A 16,522-nucleotide genomic window follows, 5' to 3' on the forward strand; every position below is an offset into this window, starting at 1 on the left:
GGAGCTGTTTGCTTGAAAGTGCTGCAAAGTAAAGGAAAACCGCTTAATTGACCGTCACGACCTCCTTTACATTTCCGGTTCTTTTTAAAACACCCCAATGCTGCAGCTCGCCCTGGATGGCCCGCTTAAAGGCCCGGAGCAGTACAATCAGCATCAGCCAGCGATAAATGATCCGTTGTGGTATGAGCGATACCAGCTTCAGCATGTTTTCACGCTCGTACCGGAAGGAAACCATGGCGATGACCAGGTCTACCAGTAGGAAAAGCAGGTAATAGGCGCCTATTTGCGCGATATTCCCTGTTAATAAACCAATAAGCATCAGCAGGTCGGCAATAGGTGTTAAAAAAGGCACGATGTATTTGAACACCAGCATATCGGGTAAAACAATCCAGCCCACCCGGCCTGCTTTGAAATTGAAGAGCGCATCCCTGTTTTTCCAGAAAGTCTGCATTACGCCAAAGGTCCAGCGGAAACGTTGTTTCATGAACTGTTTCAATGTTTCCGGCGCTTCAGTGTATGCAATGGCTTTGTTTTCATTTTTGATATTATAACCACAGCGCAGGATACGAATAGTAAGATCACAATCTTCGGCCAGTGTATCGGTGGTAAACCCGCCTGCATCTTCAATGGCCTGCTTGCGGAAAGCGCCGATGGCGCCCGGAACAACGGTAATTCCGTTAAAATACGCAAATGCATTGCGGTCGATATTCTGGCTTGAAATGTATTCAATGCTCTGCCAGTGTGTGAGGATGTTCACTTCATTGCCCACTTTCACATTACCTGCTACAGCGCCGGCGTCCTCATCGGCAAAATGCCGCATCATCAGGCTCACGGCATTGGGTAATAATTTGGTATCCGCGTCAATACAAATCACATACTCGGCATCGGTATGGCTGATACCGAAATTCAACGCAGAAGCTTTTCCACCATTGGGTTTGCTGAATACTTTCACCAACGGATGGTTTTTGAATGCTTCATTCACCCGGTCGAATGTATGGTCGCTGCTACCATCATCTACAAAAATGAGGTTGAAGTTAGGATAGTCGCAACGCAGGAGATTGTGCAGCGAGCCAACGGCATTCACTTCTTCATTAAAAGCGGGTACAATAATAGATACCAGTGGAGAATCCGCGAGCGGAGACAGAACCGTTCGTTTGTCTTTCCGTCTTTGCAGTATAGATAATACCAGGATGATGAGCATGCGCACAATACCCAGTACGAGGAATAAGATAAACAGGCCCGAGAAAAAGTTGCCCCCATAAAAGCCGGCTTTGAACAACCACAGGTCTACCTGCATGAGATCATAGCCACTTCCCTTGGGGAGAGGGGGCATCATTTCATCTTTTTTCCTGCCCAGCAGGTTGGCGATGGACACAAACTGGTAACCGTTTTTCTGAAAATATTCAATGATGCGTGGTAATGCTTCAACAGTAGCATCGCGGTCGCCACCGGCATCGTGCAACAGGATGATATTGCCGGTATCCTTCAGCCTTACCACCCGGTTGAAAATGGTATCGGCTGTCAAAGTATAGTCGGCATCGGTTTGCCAGTCCTTCGGGTCTATGTTCTCACCAATGGTGAGGTAATCTTTGGTTCTGCGCAGGCTGATGGGCAACAAGGCTTCCATCTCGCCCGGGTTATCATTATCCGCATCGCTGTATGGCGCGCGAAAGAGAATGGTGCTGTGCCCGGTAATACATTCAATCAGCAGCCTTGTGGCATTGATCTCCAGGTCGGCCCGCTGTTTACCCACTTTGGCAATATTAGGATGGGTGAAAGTGTGGTTGCCTATTTCATGTCCTTCGCGGTAGATGCGTTGCACCAACGGGATATGCTTTTCCGCTTCGATACCTACCAGGAAGAAAGCGGCAGGCACATGGTAATGTGAAAGAATATCCAGCACTTTACCGGTGTATTTAGGATCTGGCCCGTCGTCGAAAGTGAGCACTAATTTTTTGCCTTGAGGCGCGCCCATTTGTTTTACCATGAACATGGAAGGCAGTGAATCGTAGGTTTCTTCTGCAATGAGGCCCGCTGCCGAATCTATTTGGATACTGATATGACCACTGCGGGGCATGGCAATCACTTTCATGATATCGCCGCTGCCAATATAATCCACGTTGTTGCTTCCCGCCATCTTGTTGAAGATCGAAAAATCGAACTGGCGGAGGGCATCTTTGTTCATGGATTTGTTGTAGAACTGCCAGAGCCGAAGGTCTTCACTCCCCAGCCGCCACAGAGCCGTACCCGCCAGTTGGTATTCGGTAGCAAAACGCAGGGTATTGAAATTGGTGGCTGCATCGGTAAAATGCACTTCGTGCAGGTCGTTGGTGTCGTCGTAATAAAGATAGCTGAGGTTATACGTGTCGTTGTCGAACCGTATCTGACCCTCACTTTCCCTTGCTACGGTGATCGCATCGCGGTAAGCGAGCGTGGTAGTGGAACCCGAGCCGCCACCGTTCACCCAGTCGTATCCAAACGCAGCCATACACAATACAACTTTACTGGGTGGTATCTTTTTGGTAATCTGATCGAGTGCTTTTTCTACCCAGCGCTGGCTGCTGATGGGGCCCGACCTGCTGTCCGCCGAATGTTCATCGTAAGCCATCAGGAACAGGTAATCGTTGTAATTGGCCAATGCCGACTGGTCGTAGTCTTCATTGAAAGGACTCACATCCTGCGATACCATCAATCCTGCAGCATGCATTTTTTCATAGAGATCTTTCTGGAAAGCAGTGAGTACTTCGTTCTTGGCTTCTATTAATGCTTCGAAGTCGATGTTCACGCCCGAAAGATCGTATATCTTACAAACCCGTATGATGTCGTTGATGAGCTTACTTTTCTTCACGGGATCATTGATAATGCGGTGTACTACATCACCATGCCATGTCTTCTGAAAGTTATTGGTGAGCAACGGCATGATCTTGATACCTGCTGCTTTCATGATACCGAGGGCATTCCTGTCTATGTCCAGCAACAGGCTGTCGCCCTTGGTATCCAGGAAAAACCATTCGGGTATTACGAGATTGATCTTGTCAATATTCTTTTGTAGGGAGATGAGCGACTGGGGGTCCCAATTTACGTAAAAAGCCGCCCGGATACCCACGCTGTCGTTGAAATATGGCGAACTGGAAAGATCGATCACCTGGTTGTTCTGCCCGCAGCCAAGTCCCTTCGCCCACTTATCATTGATGAATTTTCTGATGCCCTGGTATTCTTTGGTGATAGGCTCTGTAGGCTTATCGGGCTGCAATACCTTTTTCTTGATCTCATCCTGGAAAACGGGTAATTGCTGCGGCTTGTTGGCAGAATAATTATAAGCGATGACAAAAGCGGTAGCGCCTATCAGCAGTAAAAAAAGAACCAGCCGGCTGCCCCATTTGGTTCGTTGCCAACGGGAGGCATTGTTCGTCTGGAAAATTTGTGCGGTTTCTCTATTCATGTAAAGGGTTAGCGGTCAGGTTTACTGGACTATCCCTCAAAGGTACTATAGAAATAAGGTGTTTTGGCTTCGAACTCGGCACTGCAGGTATCTACCATCTTGTACACCCTGGTAATACCCAACGCTTTTCTTTTCTCATACACTTGCTCGTCTGTGCAGTCGCCATGCAGGATGCGCGCGATCTGCTCATCGGAGAAGCCGTTCTTTTTAGCATCTTTCAACAAGTCATCCGGTATGGTAGCGATGGAATATTTAGCAATTTCTTTTTCCATATTGCAGATGAGCTGTATCTGGTAAATGAACCAGCGGTCGATACCGGTTGCCTGCACGATGGATTTAACAGTAGAACCCTGCATCAGTGCATCTTTGATGCGGAAGATGCGATCCCATTTCGGGGTTTTGATGTATTCTACCAGCTCGGCGCTTTTCATAAGGCTTTTACCATAATAACCCAATCCCACTGCATCGTTCTCCAGGCTCTGACAGGCTTTCTGAATAGCTTCTGAAAAACTTCTGCCGATGGCCATCACTTCACCCACACTTTTCATTTGCAGACCAAGGGTGTCGTTAGCGCCTTTGAATTTATCGAAGTTCCAGCGGGGTACTTTTACGATCACATAATCCAGTGCAGGCTCAAAATAAGCCGAAGTGGTTTGGGTGATCTGGTTCTTCAGTTCATCGAGTGAATAACCGATGGCGAGTTTGGCTGCGATCTTGGCAATGGGATAACCGGTTGCTTTGGAAGCGAGAGCTGAAGAGCGGCTCACGCGGGGGTTAATTTCCACGGCGATGAGTTCTTCTGTTGCGGGGTTAAGCGCGAACTGCACGTTACAACCGCCGGCAAAATTGCCCAGTGAGCGCATCATGAGGATGGCTTTGTTGCGCATTTCCTGGAAAGCGGTATCGCTGAGGGTCATAGCCGGTGCTACGGTGATGGAATCGCCGGTGTGCACGCCCATGGGGTCGAGGTTCTCCACTGTACAGATGATCACCACATTATCCTTCTGGTCACGCAGGAGCTCCAGCTCATATTCTTTCCATCCCAAAACTGCTTTTTCAACCAGCACCTCGTGGATAGGCGAGGCTTTCAAACCTCTGTCAAGGGCTGCATCGAGGTCTTCTTTGCTGTGTACGAAACCGCCGCCGGTACCGCCGAGGGTAAATGAAGGACGGATTACGAGGGGAAATCCGATTTCCTGTGCAAACTCCTTGCCCTCCAAAAAGCTGTTGGCCACCCTGCTGGGAGCCACAGCCATACCGATCTTCACCATCAGCTGGCGGAATTTCTCGCGGTCTTCTGCTGTATCGATGGCGGCAACGTCTACCCCTATCAGATGAACGCCATATTTTTCCCAAACACCCAGCTCGTCGGCCTCTTTACAGAGGTTGAGGGCTGTCTGACCACCCATGGTAGGCAGTACCGCATCGATCTGGTTCTCGTCGAGTATCTGTTCGATGCTCTCTACGGTGAGGGGCAACAGGTATACCTTATCGGCCATCATGGGGTCGGTCATGATAGTAGCGGGGTTGCTGTTGATAAGGATCACTTTGATGCCTTCTTCACGCAGGCTGCGGGCAGCCTGGGAGCCGGAATAATCGAATTCACAGGCCTGGCCAATTACAATGGGGCCAGAACCGATGATGAGCACAGATTTGATGGAAAGGTCTTTGGGCATGGTTGCTAAAAAATAAATTGTGCAAATGTAGGACTGATAAGGGAATTATAGGCGATTATTTTCTTGTTACGAACTTGGGCCTCTTATAGTGAGGGTGCCATAAATAGGTCATTATCAGTTAATTTTGCCCTTCAAAGTGTACATAGAATGGCAGTTTTAAAAGAAGGAAGCAAAGCTCCTGTTTTTAAGGGGGTTGACCAGAACGGGAAAGCGATTTCATTGGAAGATTTCAAAGGAAGCAAAGTAGTACTCTATTTTTACCCGCACGACGATACACCCACCTGCACCAACCAGGCATGCAACCTGCGCGACAATTACAGCGAACTCACCAAACGAGGATTCAAAGTGATTGGAGTAAGTACCGATAGCGTGAAAAAGCACAAGAAATTTGAAGCTAAATACAGCCTGCCTTTTTCGCTTATTGCAGATGAAAACCTGACCATCGTGAACCAATATAAAGTATGGGGCGAGAAACAATTCATGGGCCGTACCATCATCGGCACCAAACGCACCACTTTCCTGATAGATGAAAAAGGCATCATCAAAAAGATCATCGCAAAACCGGTTTCAAAAAAACATACCGAAGAAATACTTGCTGCCTGGGATGGGCAATAAAATGTATTCTTCCCGAATAAATGCATAACTTGTTTCACCAGACTAATCACGTCATGAAACAAATTATGTTCCTGCTCGGTTGCCTGTTATTGATAACAGGAAGTTTTGCACAAAAAACAGATCAACACCTCCAGCAACAAATTACCCAACTGATCGCCGGTTTTCATGGAGATATCGGTATCTACGTGCACGATCTCAAAAAGAATCGCACAATAGCCATCAATGCCGATACGGTTTTTCCTACGGCCAGCATGGTCAAAGTGCCTATTCTGACAGGCATCATGGATAAGATTCATAAAAAAGAACTGGATTATCACCAGGTACTCACTTATAAAGACTCGCTCCTGTACGAAGGGGTAGACATATTGGGTTCTTTCAAGAACGGCGAAAAGATTGAACTGAGCAAAGTGATGATGCTCATGCTTACTATGAGTGACAATACAGCCAGCCTCTGGTTACAAACCCTGGCAGGTAAAGGCACACGCATCAACGAGCTCATGGACAGCCTCGGTCTGAAAGTAACCAGGGTGAACAGCCGCACACCGGGAAGAGAAGTCAACAGGAATATGTACGGGTGGGGACAATCATCGCCCAGGGAAATGGCATCACTCATGGAAATGATTGTGAAGAAGCAGGTGATCAGCGACAGCTCCAGCCAGATGATGCTGCGTTTGCTGGGCAGGAATTATTGGGATGAGAATGCTATTTCGCAGATACCGTCCGATGTTTTTGTTGCCAGCAAAAGCGGTGCGGTAGACGCTACCCGGAATGAAGTGCTGTTTGTGAACGGAAAGAAATGCAGTTATGTTTTTTGCATCTGCACCAAGAACAATAAGGATATCAGTTGGGATGAATCTACCAACGAAGCCTGGGTGCTCACGCGCAAGTTATCGAAGTTGTTATGGGAATATTATAACTAGAAGAGGTGATATACCAGGAAGCTCATGGAATAAGCCAGTATGGTCATGTACGTGAACTGGAATACAGGCCATTTCCACGACTTGGTTTCACGTTTCACCACTGCCAATGTACTCATGCACTGCATGGCCAGTACATAAAACACCATCAACGATAAAGCGGCAGCCAGCGTATATACAGGCCGGCCATCGGGATGCCGGGCCGATTGCAGTTTTTCACGCAGAGAAGAATTATCAGATTCTTCCACACTATATAGCGTGGCCATGGTACCCACGAATACTTCCCTGGCTGCAAACGAGGTAATGAGGGCAATGCCGATCTTCCAGTCATAACCCAATGGAGCAATCACCGGCTCAATCGTCTTGCCCAGGATACCTGCATAAGAGTTCTGCAGTTTTTCGGTAGACAGGTGTTTTTGCAACGAGTCTTTTTGCGCCGGCATCTGCTGCATCAGCACCGCATATTTGTCTTCCAATTTTGATATCCGGTGATCGGGTCCGTAATTGCTCAGGAACCAGAGCAGTAAACTGATTACCATGATCACTTTACCGGCATCGGTTACAAAGATCCTGGCTTTTTCCACCATGGTAATGGCCGCGTTTTTCCAGCGCGGAGCCCGGTATACCGGCAATTCCAGTATGAAGAAACTCTTTTCCTGGATCTTCACGAACCATTTCATTACATAACTCACAATCAATGCCATAGTCGTTCCGAGGAGGTAGAGACCCATCATCACCAATCCTTGCAGGCTGAGGAAACCGAAATAATATTTGTCATCGATCACCAAAGAGATCAATATGGTGTATACAGGCAAACGCGCACTGCAACTCATCAATGGTGTGATAAGGATGGTGAGCAACCGCTCTTTGCGGTTCTCAATGTTGCGGGTACTCATGATGGCAGGAACGGCGCAGGCAAAACCACTGATCATGGGCATCACACTTTTGCCGTTCAGTCCCACTTTACGCATGAGCTTATCACTCAAAAAACTGATGCGCGCCATATAACCCGTATCTTCCAGCAAAGTAATGAGTCCGAACAGGATCATGATCTGTGGAACGAACACCAGTATACCACTCAATCCGGCTACAATACCGTTGATGAACAGATCGCTCCACCAGGCTTGCGGCAGCACATTACCCAACCAACTGCTGGCCTGCTGAAAACTCCATTCAATACCATCCATAGGAAAACGCGCCAGCCAGAAAATGCTCTGGAACAACAGGAACAGTACAGTCAGTAAAATGATATAACCCCAGGTACGGTGCAGGAGCAGGTTATCGAGTTTGTCGGTGAACAGTTTTTTCTCCAGCGGACCAGGCTCCACCACATTCTGTTGCATGATCTGCCGGATGCGATGGTATCGCTGCATGATCTCTTCAGCCTGTGTTTTGGTGGGGTTGAATTTGTGATCGATCTCCACCTGTTCAATGGCCGCCTGTAAAGTATTGTTCAGCGGAAACTGTTCGTGGTTGATGAGGTAATGCACCGATGCATAATCGCTCAGTTGCGGCACCAGTTGCTGCACGCCATGAATGGCCTCGGGCGCCAGCTTTTTGGTATCGATGAAATCACGGGTATGCGTGGCTGCATGGATGCGGGCTACCTGCTGTAATACTTTTTTCAGGGTACCGATACCTTTGTTTTTACGCGGGTTTACGGCTACAACAGGTATACCCAGTTCGGCTTCGAGTCCGCTGATATCAATGTTGATGTTCTTTTTTGCAGCGATATCGTTCATGGTCAGCGCCATCACCACCGGTATTTTCAGGTCGATGATCTGGCTGCAGAAAAGCAGGTTGCGCTTGAGGTTGCTGGCATCCGCTACCAGTAACACCACATCGGTTTGGATATCGGGATCGGCACCCATGAGCACTTTATAAGCCACCCATTCATCGGCCCGGCGGGGATAGAGGCTGTAAGTCCCGGGCAGGTCGATGAGCTCAGCCTGCTGCTGGTCATCCAGCCAGAGCGAACCTGTTTTCTTATCTACCGTAACACCGGGGAAGTTGCCCACTTTCTGGTTCAGGCCGGTAAGGGCGTTGAATAAAGAGCTTTTTCCGCTGTTGGGATTACCAACCAGGGCTATATGTACCGATTTCTTTCCCAAAGTCTAAAATGTTTGCAAACTTAGTTTGCAAAAGTAGCCTCAATACAAGGTCTCTGCTTACGACTTTGGGAACAGAATAACAACGGCATTATTTTTGCCATCCTAACTGTACATATGAAGAAATTTTTATGGATGGTACTGCTGATACCGACTGTTACTTATTCCCAAAGCCAAAGAAAGAAAAGAAAGGCCGAAGAAAGGGCCAATGCAGAAATGGTTGTGAACCTGAAAGGATATACCCGGCAATTAACGGAATGGCCCCTCAATATGCAATACCTGGCGCAGCAATACCAGCAAATAGGCCTGGAGCCGAAAGGGGTTCACGGATATTTGCAGGAATTTGATGTGAGCGAAGGCAAACAGATCGACCCGGCCACGCAATTGAAAGTAGATGGCCAGCTCCTGGATCTGCAAACCGATTACACCCCTCTCGCATTCAGTGCTTCAAAGCAAGTGAAAGGAGAAGCCGCTATGGCGTTGAATGAAAACAGGCAGCCGTGGTTCAGGGACCTGAAAGAATTGCTGGAAGACCAGAAAGACAATACGCAGTTCAACCTGGAGGCGGAGATCAGAAAAATGACAGACATCGCTTTTAAAAAAGGCGCCAGTGCTTATTTGGTGTACAACAGTTCATCCATCCCCGATCATCTCGGCTTCAACAAACGCGATACCACCGCAACAGCAAAGATCCCGGTGATCTATATAACAGCACAGGGATTGAAAAATCATTTCCCCGACCATTCGGCAACACTTTCCATAGAATTGAAAACGGGGTTTACTCCCCGAACCTACCATGTGAAAAACCTGCTGGGCTTTATCAATCATCATGCAACAACTACCATATTGCTCTTTGCTGCTCTCGGGCAACAAAATGATGGAGGCGCGGATGCGGCTGTTCTGATGGAGATTGCCAGGCAACTGAAAAAAAATGCGACACCCCATTATAATTACCTCGTGGTGCATTCCCTGAACAGGGACCATGCAAATGGCGAGAAAGAGCCGCTGTATGGGCACCTCAATCTTCCTGTTGCGCCTAACTATATAATCAGGCTTACAAAAAACCCGGTTTCCAGCGGTCCCATCAATTACGAAGCAGAGAAAGACAGGGTAAAGCAGGTATACGATCTGATCCTTTCAACGGATACGCAGGGAAAACTTTCTTCCACTCAAATGGAATTCTAACTTTGCGGGAATGAAACTGCGCCTGAACATAGAAGAACTCAATGAAGACTTCTTTGAAGATACCCGTTTGCTGGGTATAACGGCCCCACTGAAAAATTACCAGTTCTGTTTGCAATTGAATCATTTACTAGGTTATGATTTTCGCGTGAATCCCGGCATTGAAGTGCACCTGAAGAAAAAAGACCGTAGTTATTACTTTACAGTGTATGAGTCGAAAGAGCCGAACAGTTTTTTAACGCATTACCTGTACCATAACCAGTTCGATGGCGAATACCTTTTGCCCGAGTTCAGGCACATGGACTTTCTTTGGCTGATGAAAGGCGATTGGGTAGACGATGAAAAATGCAGTTGGATCAAACAGTCGGTGAAGAACCTGAATGGTGTTCAGCTGGTAGCGGAACTCACCAATGAGCAGATTAAGAACAAAGGGAACATGGTGTTTTGACAAAACGATCAAATCAGAAATCTCCTCTTATGTGGACTGAACAAAACAACAGCCTGTACCGGAAATTCGAGTTCAGGAATTTTTCGGAGGCCTTTGCTTTCATGACCAGGGTGGCCATCGAAGCAGAAAAAATGAACCATCATCCGTTGTGGACCAACGTATGGAACCGCGTAGAGATATGGCTCAATACCCATGATGCAGGTGATGTGATCACGGAAAAGGATCATGCACTTGCTAAAAAGATCGATGCTTTACTCTGAAACAAGGTTTAAAATATCCATTCTACTTCACCGAACCTGAACTGGTCCTGTATTCCCCCTTCTACCAGTAAGGCCCCGTCGGGGTTCACACTTTTGATGGTGCACTGAAAACTTACGCTCTCCTTTTTCAATTTCATGGTTTCATTGCGCATGAACAGGAGGCGGTTATACTCATCGAGCAGGGATTCGAACTGTCCTGTGAGGAGCTCCTGATAGCGGCGTTCGAGGCAGGCACAGAGCTCGCGGGCCAATGCGGGAACATCGTATTGTTTGCCGGTGATCTGTTTCAGTGAAACAGCGCGCCGGGCCTGTGGTGGGAATACCGTTTGATTGATGTTGATGCCCATTCCTACAACCGCCCACTGCCATTTATGGCCTCTCACAAGGGTTTCGATGAGGATACCCCCTGCCTTTCTGTCACGCCAGTAAAGATCGTTGGGCCATTTTATTTTGGTCTCTTCGCCGGCATAGCTGCTGTAAAAATCGTGGCAGGCCAGGGCCACCATCGCGCTCAGGTAGAACTGCTGGGTAATCAGCAGGAAAGAACTGTCGAGCACAACCGATAAAATGATATTGCTTCCCGGTTCACTGTCCCACTCTTTACCCCTTTGCCCCTTGCCGGCATACTGTGCATAAGCGAAAAAAGCGGTACCATGAGCGGCCATATTTGCCTGTAACTGCCTGATGGCATGGATGTTGGTACTGTCTGTATTGGATAATTCCACGAATGGTGAACCGACGTGACGTTTAGCAGCCATTGGTGACAAAGAATTACTATTTTTGACGAAGTTAATTTAATAATGATTGGAACCACTTTCTGTTTTAAAAAGCCGTAAAAAGAACACCGTAACAAGGCTCTCACGCAATTCGAAGATCTTCAAGACCATTATCAAAGCTATACAGGATAAGAAGGGAGAGAACATTGTGAGTCTGGACCTGCGAAAAATACCCGAAGCTTCGGCCGACTTTTTCATCGTTTGCCAGGCTTCCAGTGGCATACAGGTGAGGGCCATCAGCGATTATATCGAAGAACAGGTAAAACTCCTGTGCGAAGAAATTCCCTATAAACACGAAGGTAAGCAGGCTTTACAATGGGTGCTGATAGACTATGTGAACATTGTAGTACATGTGATGCGCCCTGAATCGAGGAAGTTCTACAGGCTGGAAGAGATGTGGAGCGATGCAGAGTCGCAGTTACACGAGCTATAATTGTTAAAATAAAAAGGAACGCCGAACGTTTACCACCAATAAACCTTATTATTACCAGAGAGAAGAACCGTTATGTTACAGGAAAATAAGAATACGAAGCCGGGCATGCAGGACAAAGGCGATGGACCTCGCAAGGGATTCAAATTCAATCCCTACTGGGTTTATGCCATTATTGCCATCATCCTGCTTTCGGCGCAGTTCATGCGTTTTGCGCCCGACCTCACCCGTACCACGGAGCAGGAGTTCAAACAAAAAATGCTGATCAAGGGCGATGTGGAGAAGCTTGACCTGGTGACCAATAAACACGAGGTAAGGATTTATATCAAACAGGATAGCCTGGTAAAAGATTTCTATGTACAGAAATTCAAGCAGGTGCTTACAAAAGATAAAGTAAAACAGAGTCCCCTGTTTGTGTTTAAAGTGACCGATTGGACCGCTTTCCAGAGTGGCTTGGCCGATGTATATAAGACCTACAAGATAGAAGAAGTACCCCAGAATGCGATTGAAGAAGCGGAATGGTTCAGTCCCGTTATCAATGCTGTATTCTCTCTCGGTCTTATCATTGTTGTATGGATACTGTTAATGCGTAAGATGGGCGGCCCCGCAGGCGGTGGCGGTCCGGGCGGCATTTTCAACATTGGCAAATCCAAAGCCACCCTGTTCGACAAAGGCGCCAAAGTGAACATCACTTTTGCCGATGTAGCCGGTCTCGATGAAGCCAAAGTGGAAGTGATGGAGATCGTGGACTTCCTCAAAAACCCTAAAAAATATACCTCACTGGGTGGAAAGATACCCAAAGGTGCGCTACTGGTGGGTCCTCCCGGAACCGGTAAAACCCTGCTGGCCAAAGCCATGGCGGGTGAAGCGCAGGTTCCTTTCTTCAGCCTCAGCGGTAGCGATTTCGTGGAAATGTTCGTGGGTGTAGGCGCCAGCCGCGTACGCGACCTGTTCAAACAAGCCCGCGAAAAAGCACCCTGTATCATTTTCATTGATGAGATCGACGCCATCGGACGTGCCCGCGGACGCAATGCCATCATGAGCAACGACGAACGCGAGAATACATTGAACCAGTTGCTGGTAGAGATGGATGGTTTTGGCGGTGATACGGGTATCATCATCCTCGCGGCCACTAACAGGCCCGATGTGCTGGACAGCGCGCTGTTGCGCCCCGGCCGTTTCGACAGGCAGATATCGATCGACAGGCCCGATGTGAAAGGAAGGGAAGCGATCTTTAAAGTACACCTGGCCCCGATCAAAATTTCCGAAACACTCGACCTGCATAAACTAGCCGAACAAACACCTGGTTTCGCAGGTGCGGATATCGCCAACGTATGTAATGAAGCGGCGCTGATAGCAGCCCGTAAGAATAAAGAAGCGGTGGATATGAGCGATTTCCAGGATGCGATCGACAGGGTTATCGGCGGACTGGAAAAGAAAAACAAGATCATTGCGCCGAACGAGAAAGCCGTGATCGCGTACCATGAAGCCGGACATGCTATCTGTGGTTGGTTCCTGGAACACGCTTACCCGTTGTTGAAAGTAACCATCGTACCGCGCGGTACGGCAGCATTGGGGTATGCCCAATACACGCCTACAGAGCAATACCTCTATACAACCGATCAGTTGATGGACCAGATCTGTATGACCCTGGGTGGACGCGCCGCAGAAGAGATATTCTTTGGTAAGATATCTACCGGCGCAGCCAATGACCTGCAACAGATTACCAAGATCGCTTATAGTATGGTAACGGCTTATGGTATGAACAACAAAGTAGGAAACGTAAGTTTCTACGATCCTTCGCAGGAGAATACCTTCACCAAACCTTACAGCGAAGAAACCGGCAAGATCATCGACGAAGAAGTAAGGAACATCATTGATGAAGCATATAAGCGCACTTTGAAGTTGCTCACAGAGAAAAAGCAGGAAGTAGAGATACTGGCGAAAGAACTGTTGGACAAAGAAGTGCTGCACAAGAGCGATGTGGAGGAACTGATCGGAAGAAGACCTTTTGAAGAAAAGAAACTGCTGGAAGTATCGGCAGAACAGAGCAACGGCCATGCCGGACAGAATGCCCCCGGCGAAACCATTGCACCTCCTGAAACCACAGTGATTTCATAATGACAAATACAGCTAAGAAAAGTATACTGCAAAAAATAAAACAGGCACTGGGTCAACCGGTGCCTGTTCCCTTTCCTGAAAGTGCGGGCAGTTCCAGTGTATTCCAGCCACAGCAACAGGAACTGGAGATTGCCTTTGCAGAGAATTTCAACAAGCTGCAGGGGCGGTTTTCATTTTGTACGAGTGAAAAAGAGCTGGCGTCTCAACTGGGTATGCTGGCTATACAGCGCAAGTGGACGTCGGTCTATTGCAGGGAAGCCGATTTGAAAAAAAGACTTACAGATGCAGGTTTTGCGGCCATGACAGCACCCGATGTGCAAAGCTGTGATGTGGCCATTACAGGTTGTGAATGCCTGGTAGCCAGAACAGGCAGCCTGTTGATGAGCAGCGGCCAGCAAAGCGGGCGTACCGTAAGTGTGTACGCCCCGGTGCATATTTGCATCGCCTACACCGATCAGCTGGTATACGATATTGCCGACGCGATAGAAAAAATGCGGCACAAATACAACACACAAATGCCATCACTCATCACGCTGGCCAGCGGCCCGAGCCGTACCGCCGATATCGAAAAAACATTGGTAGTAGGGGTACATGGCCCTAAAGAAGTGTTCTGCTTCCTGGTAGAACGCTGATGAGTCAATGATAGAAATACCTGATCAATGGATGTAACAACAACCAAGAAAATATATTTTTTATCAGATTTTCATTTGGGTGCGCCTGATTTTGAGAGCAGCCTGGTGAGAGAGAAAAAAGTAGTGGGTTTTTTAGACAGCATCAAAGCAGATGCTGCGGAAATATTTATTGTGGGCGATATTTTTGATTTCTGGTATGAATACAAAGCAGTGGTTCCCAAAGGGTATACGCGCCTGCTGGGTAAACTGGCAGAATTGACCGATAGTGGTATCAAAGTGCATGTATTTGTTGGCAATCACGATATGTGGATGAGCGGATATTTTGAAAAAGAACTGAACATCCCGGTATACCACGAGCCGAAAGTATTCGAACGCAACGGCAAACAATTCTACATTGGCCATGGAGACGGACTGGGGCCGGGCGACAAAGGCTATAAATTCATCAAAAAAATATTCCGCAGTCCGCTGTGCCAATGGTTATTCGGACAACTGCACCCTACCTGGGGTATAGGGCTGGCCAATTATTTCAGCCGTAAAAGCCGTGAGAAGACGGGTTCTGCCGACCAACATTTCCTCGGTGAAGACAACGAATGGCTGATCATTTACTCCAAAGAAGTGCTTAGGCAAAAGCATTTTGATTATTTCATCTTCGGGCATCGCCACTACCCCATTGATTTTAAGCTGAGCGATAACAGCCGCTACATCAACCTGGGCGATTGGATACGCACTTTCACTTATGCCAGTTTCGACGGAACCGATGTGCAACTGCACGAATGGAAACACTAAGACCGGTTCTTCGTAACTTGCAGATATGAAGAAATTCTTGCAGCAGGAGTTCCTAAACAATACCCTCGAAGCTTATTTATATGTAGCAGGTACGATATTGCTGGTGCTGCTTTGCAAAAGGATCATCACCAAATTCCTGGCCAGGCTCATTTACCGGTGGACAATGGCCAAAGAAGGTAAGGCTGTTGGCCCACAATCCTTCCTCGACCTGGTGGTGGGGCCCTTGGAGACTTTCCTGGTACTACTCATTTCCATGATTGCATTGGATAAGTTAACCTTTCCAAGTGCCCTTGACTTCAGGATATTTCATGTTACTTCCAGGCAATTGACCGATTCCATTTCCGACGGGGTACTGATCGGTGTTTTTATATGGCTATGTCTGCGCATCATCGATTTCCTGGCTTTGATATTAAAAGAAAGGGCCCATAAAACAACGGGACAGGCAGATAACCAACTGATCGGTTTTATCAAAGATTTTGTGAAAGCCATACTGGTGATCATGGGCGTGCTACTCATCATACGCGCTTCATTTCATCAGAATATCAGTAGCGTACTCACCGGCTTAAGCCTCGTGGGTGCCGCAGTGGCCCTGGCTACAAAAGAGAGCATGGAGAACCTGATCGCTTCTTTCATCATCTTCTTTGATAAACCTTTTAAAACAGGCGACCTTGTAAAAGTGAGCGGCTTTACCGGTAATATTGAAAAAATAGGTTTGCGCAGCACCCGCATCCGCACCATGGACAAAACTTTTATCACGGTGCCTAATAAACAAATGGTAGACACCATCATTGACAATATTACCCTTCGCACACAAAGAAAAGTGGAACTCAGACTGGAGCTGGAACTCAGCGCTACCGCCGATCAACTGGCGAGTCTAACGCCGGCTATCAAAAACATCCTGCAAAAGCCCGAAATAGAAAACAAAGTGGTGTACCTGATGGATACGGGCAAGAATGCACATATCATGGCAGTGGATTATTTCTCTACCATGGAACAGCCCATAGAAGATTTTTTCCGCATGCGCGAACAGGTGAACCTGGAAGTGATTGGGCTGCTCGAAAAAAATGGCATTGGTCTGGCTGCTTCATCAACCGATGTGGTGGTGCATAACAACAAAAACAACGCCTGA

Annotated in this window: 14 protein-coding genes; 10 read left to right on the forward strand and 4 right to left on the reverse strand. The window is 47.6% G+C overall.

Features of this window, described 5'->3' with window-relative positions; genetic code table 11:
* Positions 1-43: 43 nt before the first annotated feature.
* Positions 44-3,442, reverse strand: coding sequence for a glycosyltransferase (locus tag SEDOR53_RS0104740; protein WP_026768693.1), 3,399 nt, complete (start codon positions 3,440-3,442; stop codon positions 44-46).
* 29 nt (positions 3,443-3,471) lie between these two features.
* Positions 3,472-5,118, reverse strand: coding sequence for a carbamoyl-phosphate synthase large subunit (gene carB / locus SEDOR53_RS17120; RefSeq protein ID WP_037361691.1), 1,647 nt, complete (start codon positions 5,116-5,118; stop codon positions 3,472-3,474).
* A gap of 147 nt (positions 5,119-5,265) precedes the next feature.
* Here carB and bcp point away from each other — a divergent pair, with 147 nt between their 5' ends.
* Together bcp and SEDOR53_RS0104755 are read left to right on the forward strand one after the other, a co-directional pair.
* The gene (bcp, locus tag SEDOR53_RS0104750; RefSeq protein WP_026768694.1) at positions 5,266-5,733 is read left to right on the forward strand and encodes a thioredoxin-dependent thiol peroxidase; all 468 of its coding nucleotides are present in this window, start codon (positions 5,266-5,268) and stop codon (positions 5,731-5,733) included.
* Positions 5,734-5,786: 53 nt separating this feature from the next.
* Positions 5,787-6,653, forward strand: coding sequence for a serine hydrolase (locus SEDOR53_RS0104755; protein ID WP_026768695.1), 867 nt, complete (start codon positions 5,787-5,789; stop codon positions 6,651-6,653).
* Here SEDOR53_RS0104755 and feoB read toward each other — a convergent pair.
* Positions 6,650-8,761, reverse strand: coding sequence for a ferrous iron transport protein B (gene feoB, locus SEDOR53_RS0104760; protein WP_026768696.1), 2,112 nt, complete (start codon positions 8,759-8,761; stop codon positions 6,650-6,652). The genes SEDOR53_RS0104755 and feoB overlap by 4 nt on opposite strands.
* Positions 8,762-8,875: 114 nt before the next feature.
* On the opposite strand from feoB, the gene SEDOR53_RS0104765 reads away from it, so the two are divergent.
* The 3 genes from SEDOR53_RS0104765 to SEDOR53_RS0104775 are packed head-to-tail and all read left to right on the forward strand — an operon-like array spanning position 8,876 to position 10,648.
* Complete coding sequence (locus SEDOR53_RS0104765; protein WP_026768697.1) at positions 8,876-9,943, forward strand: hypothetical protein; 1,068 nt, start codon at positions 8,876-8,878, stop codon at positions 9,941-9,943.
* A gap of 10 nt (positions 9,944-9,953) precedes the next feature.
* A complete protein-coding gene (locus SEDOR53_RS0104770; RefSeq protein ID WP_026768698.1) occupies positions 9,954-10,388 on the forward strand; it encodes an IPExxxVDY family protein in 435 nt (144 codons plus the stop codon).
* 29 nt (positions 10,389-10,417) lie between these two features.
* Complete coding sequence (locus tag SEDOR53_RS0104775) at positions 10,418-10,648, forward strand: 4a-hydroxytetrahydrobiopterin dehydratase (RefSeq protein ID WP_026768699.1); 231 nt, start codon at positions 10,418-10,420, stop codon at positions 10,646-10,648.
* A gap of 8 nt (positions 10,649-10,656) precedes the next feature.
* On the opposite strand, the gene SEDOR53_RS0104780 is transcribed toward SEDOR53_RS0104775, so the two are convergent.
* Positions 10,657-11,406, reverse strand: a complete 750-nt coding sequence (locus SEDOR53_RS0104780; protein WP_026768700.1) for a biotin--[acetyl-CoA-carboxylase] ligase — start codon at positions 11,404-11,406, stop codon at positions 10,657-10,659.
* Positions 11,407-11,452: 46 nt separating this feature from the next.
* On the opposite strand from SEDOR53_RS0104780, the gene rsfS reads away from it, so the two are divergent.
* From rsfS to SEDOR53_RS0104805, 5 genes are all read left to right on the forward strand, one after another.
* Positions 11,453-11,857 (forward strand): ribosome silencing factor, encoded by a 405-nt coding sequence (gene rsfS, locus SEDOR53_RS0104785; protein ID WP_026768701.1) that lies wholly within the window; start codon positions 11,453-11,455, stop codon positions 11,855-11,857.
* A gap of 72 nt (positions 11,858-11,929) precedes the next feature.
* Positions 11,930-13,975, forward strand: a complete 2,046-nt coding sequence (gene ftsH, locus SEDOR53_RS17125; protein WP_037360570.1) for an ATP-dependent zinc metalloprotease FtsH — start codon at positions 11,930-11,932, stop codon at positions 13,973-13,975.
* Complete coding sequence (locus tag SEDOR53_RS0104795) at positions 13,975-14,607, forward strand: LUD domain-containing protein (protein WP_026768702.1); 633 nt, start codon at positions 13,975-13,977, stop codon at positions 14,605-14,607. Before ftsH ends, SEDOR53_RS0104795 begins: the two co-directional genes overlap by 1 nt.
* A 27-nt stretch (positions 14,608-14,634) precedes the next feature.
* Complete coding sequence (locus SEDOR53_RS0104800) at positions 14,635-15,393, forward strand: UDP-2,3-diacylglucosamine diphosphatase (protein ID WP_026768703.1); 759 nt, start codon at positions 14,635-14,637, stop codon at positions 15,391-15,393.
* Positions 15,394-15,418: 25 nt separating this feature from the next.
* On the forward strand, positions 15,419-16,522 hold the full coding sequence (locus SEDOR53_RS0104805; protein WP_026768704.1) for a mechanosensitive ion channel family protein: 1,104 nt from the start codon (positions 15,419-15,421) through the stop codon (positions 16,520-16,522).

The organism is Asinibacterium sp. OR53 (assembly GCF_000515315.1).
In the GTDB taxonomy this organism is placed as follows: Bacteria; Bacteroidota; Bacteroidia; order Chitinophagales; family Chitinophagaceae; genus Sediminibacterium.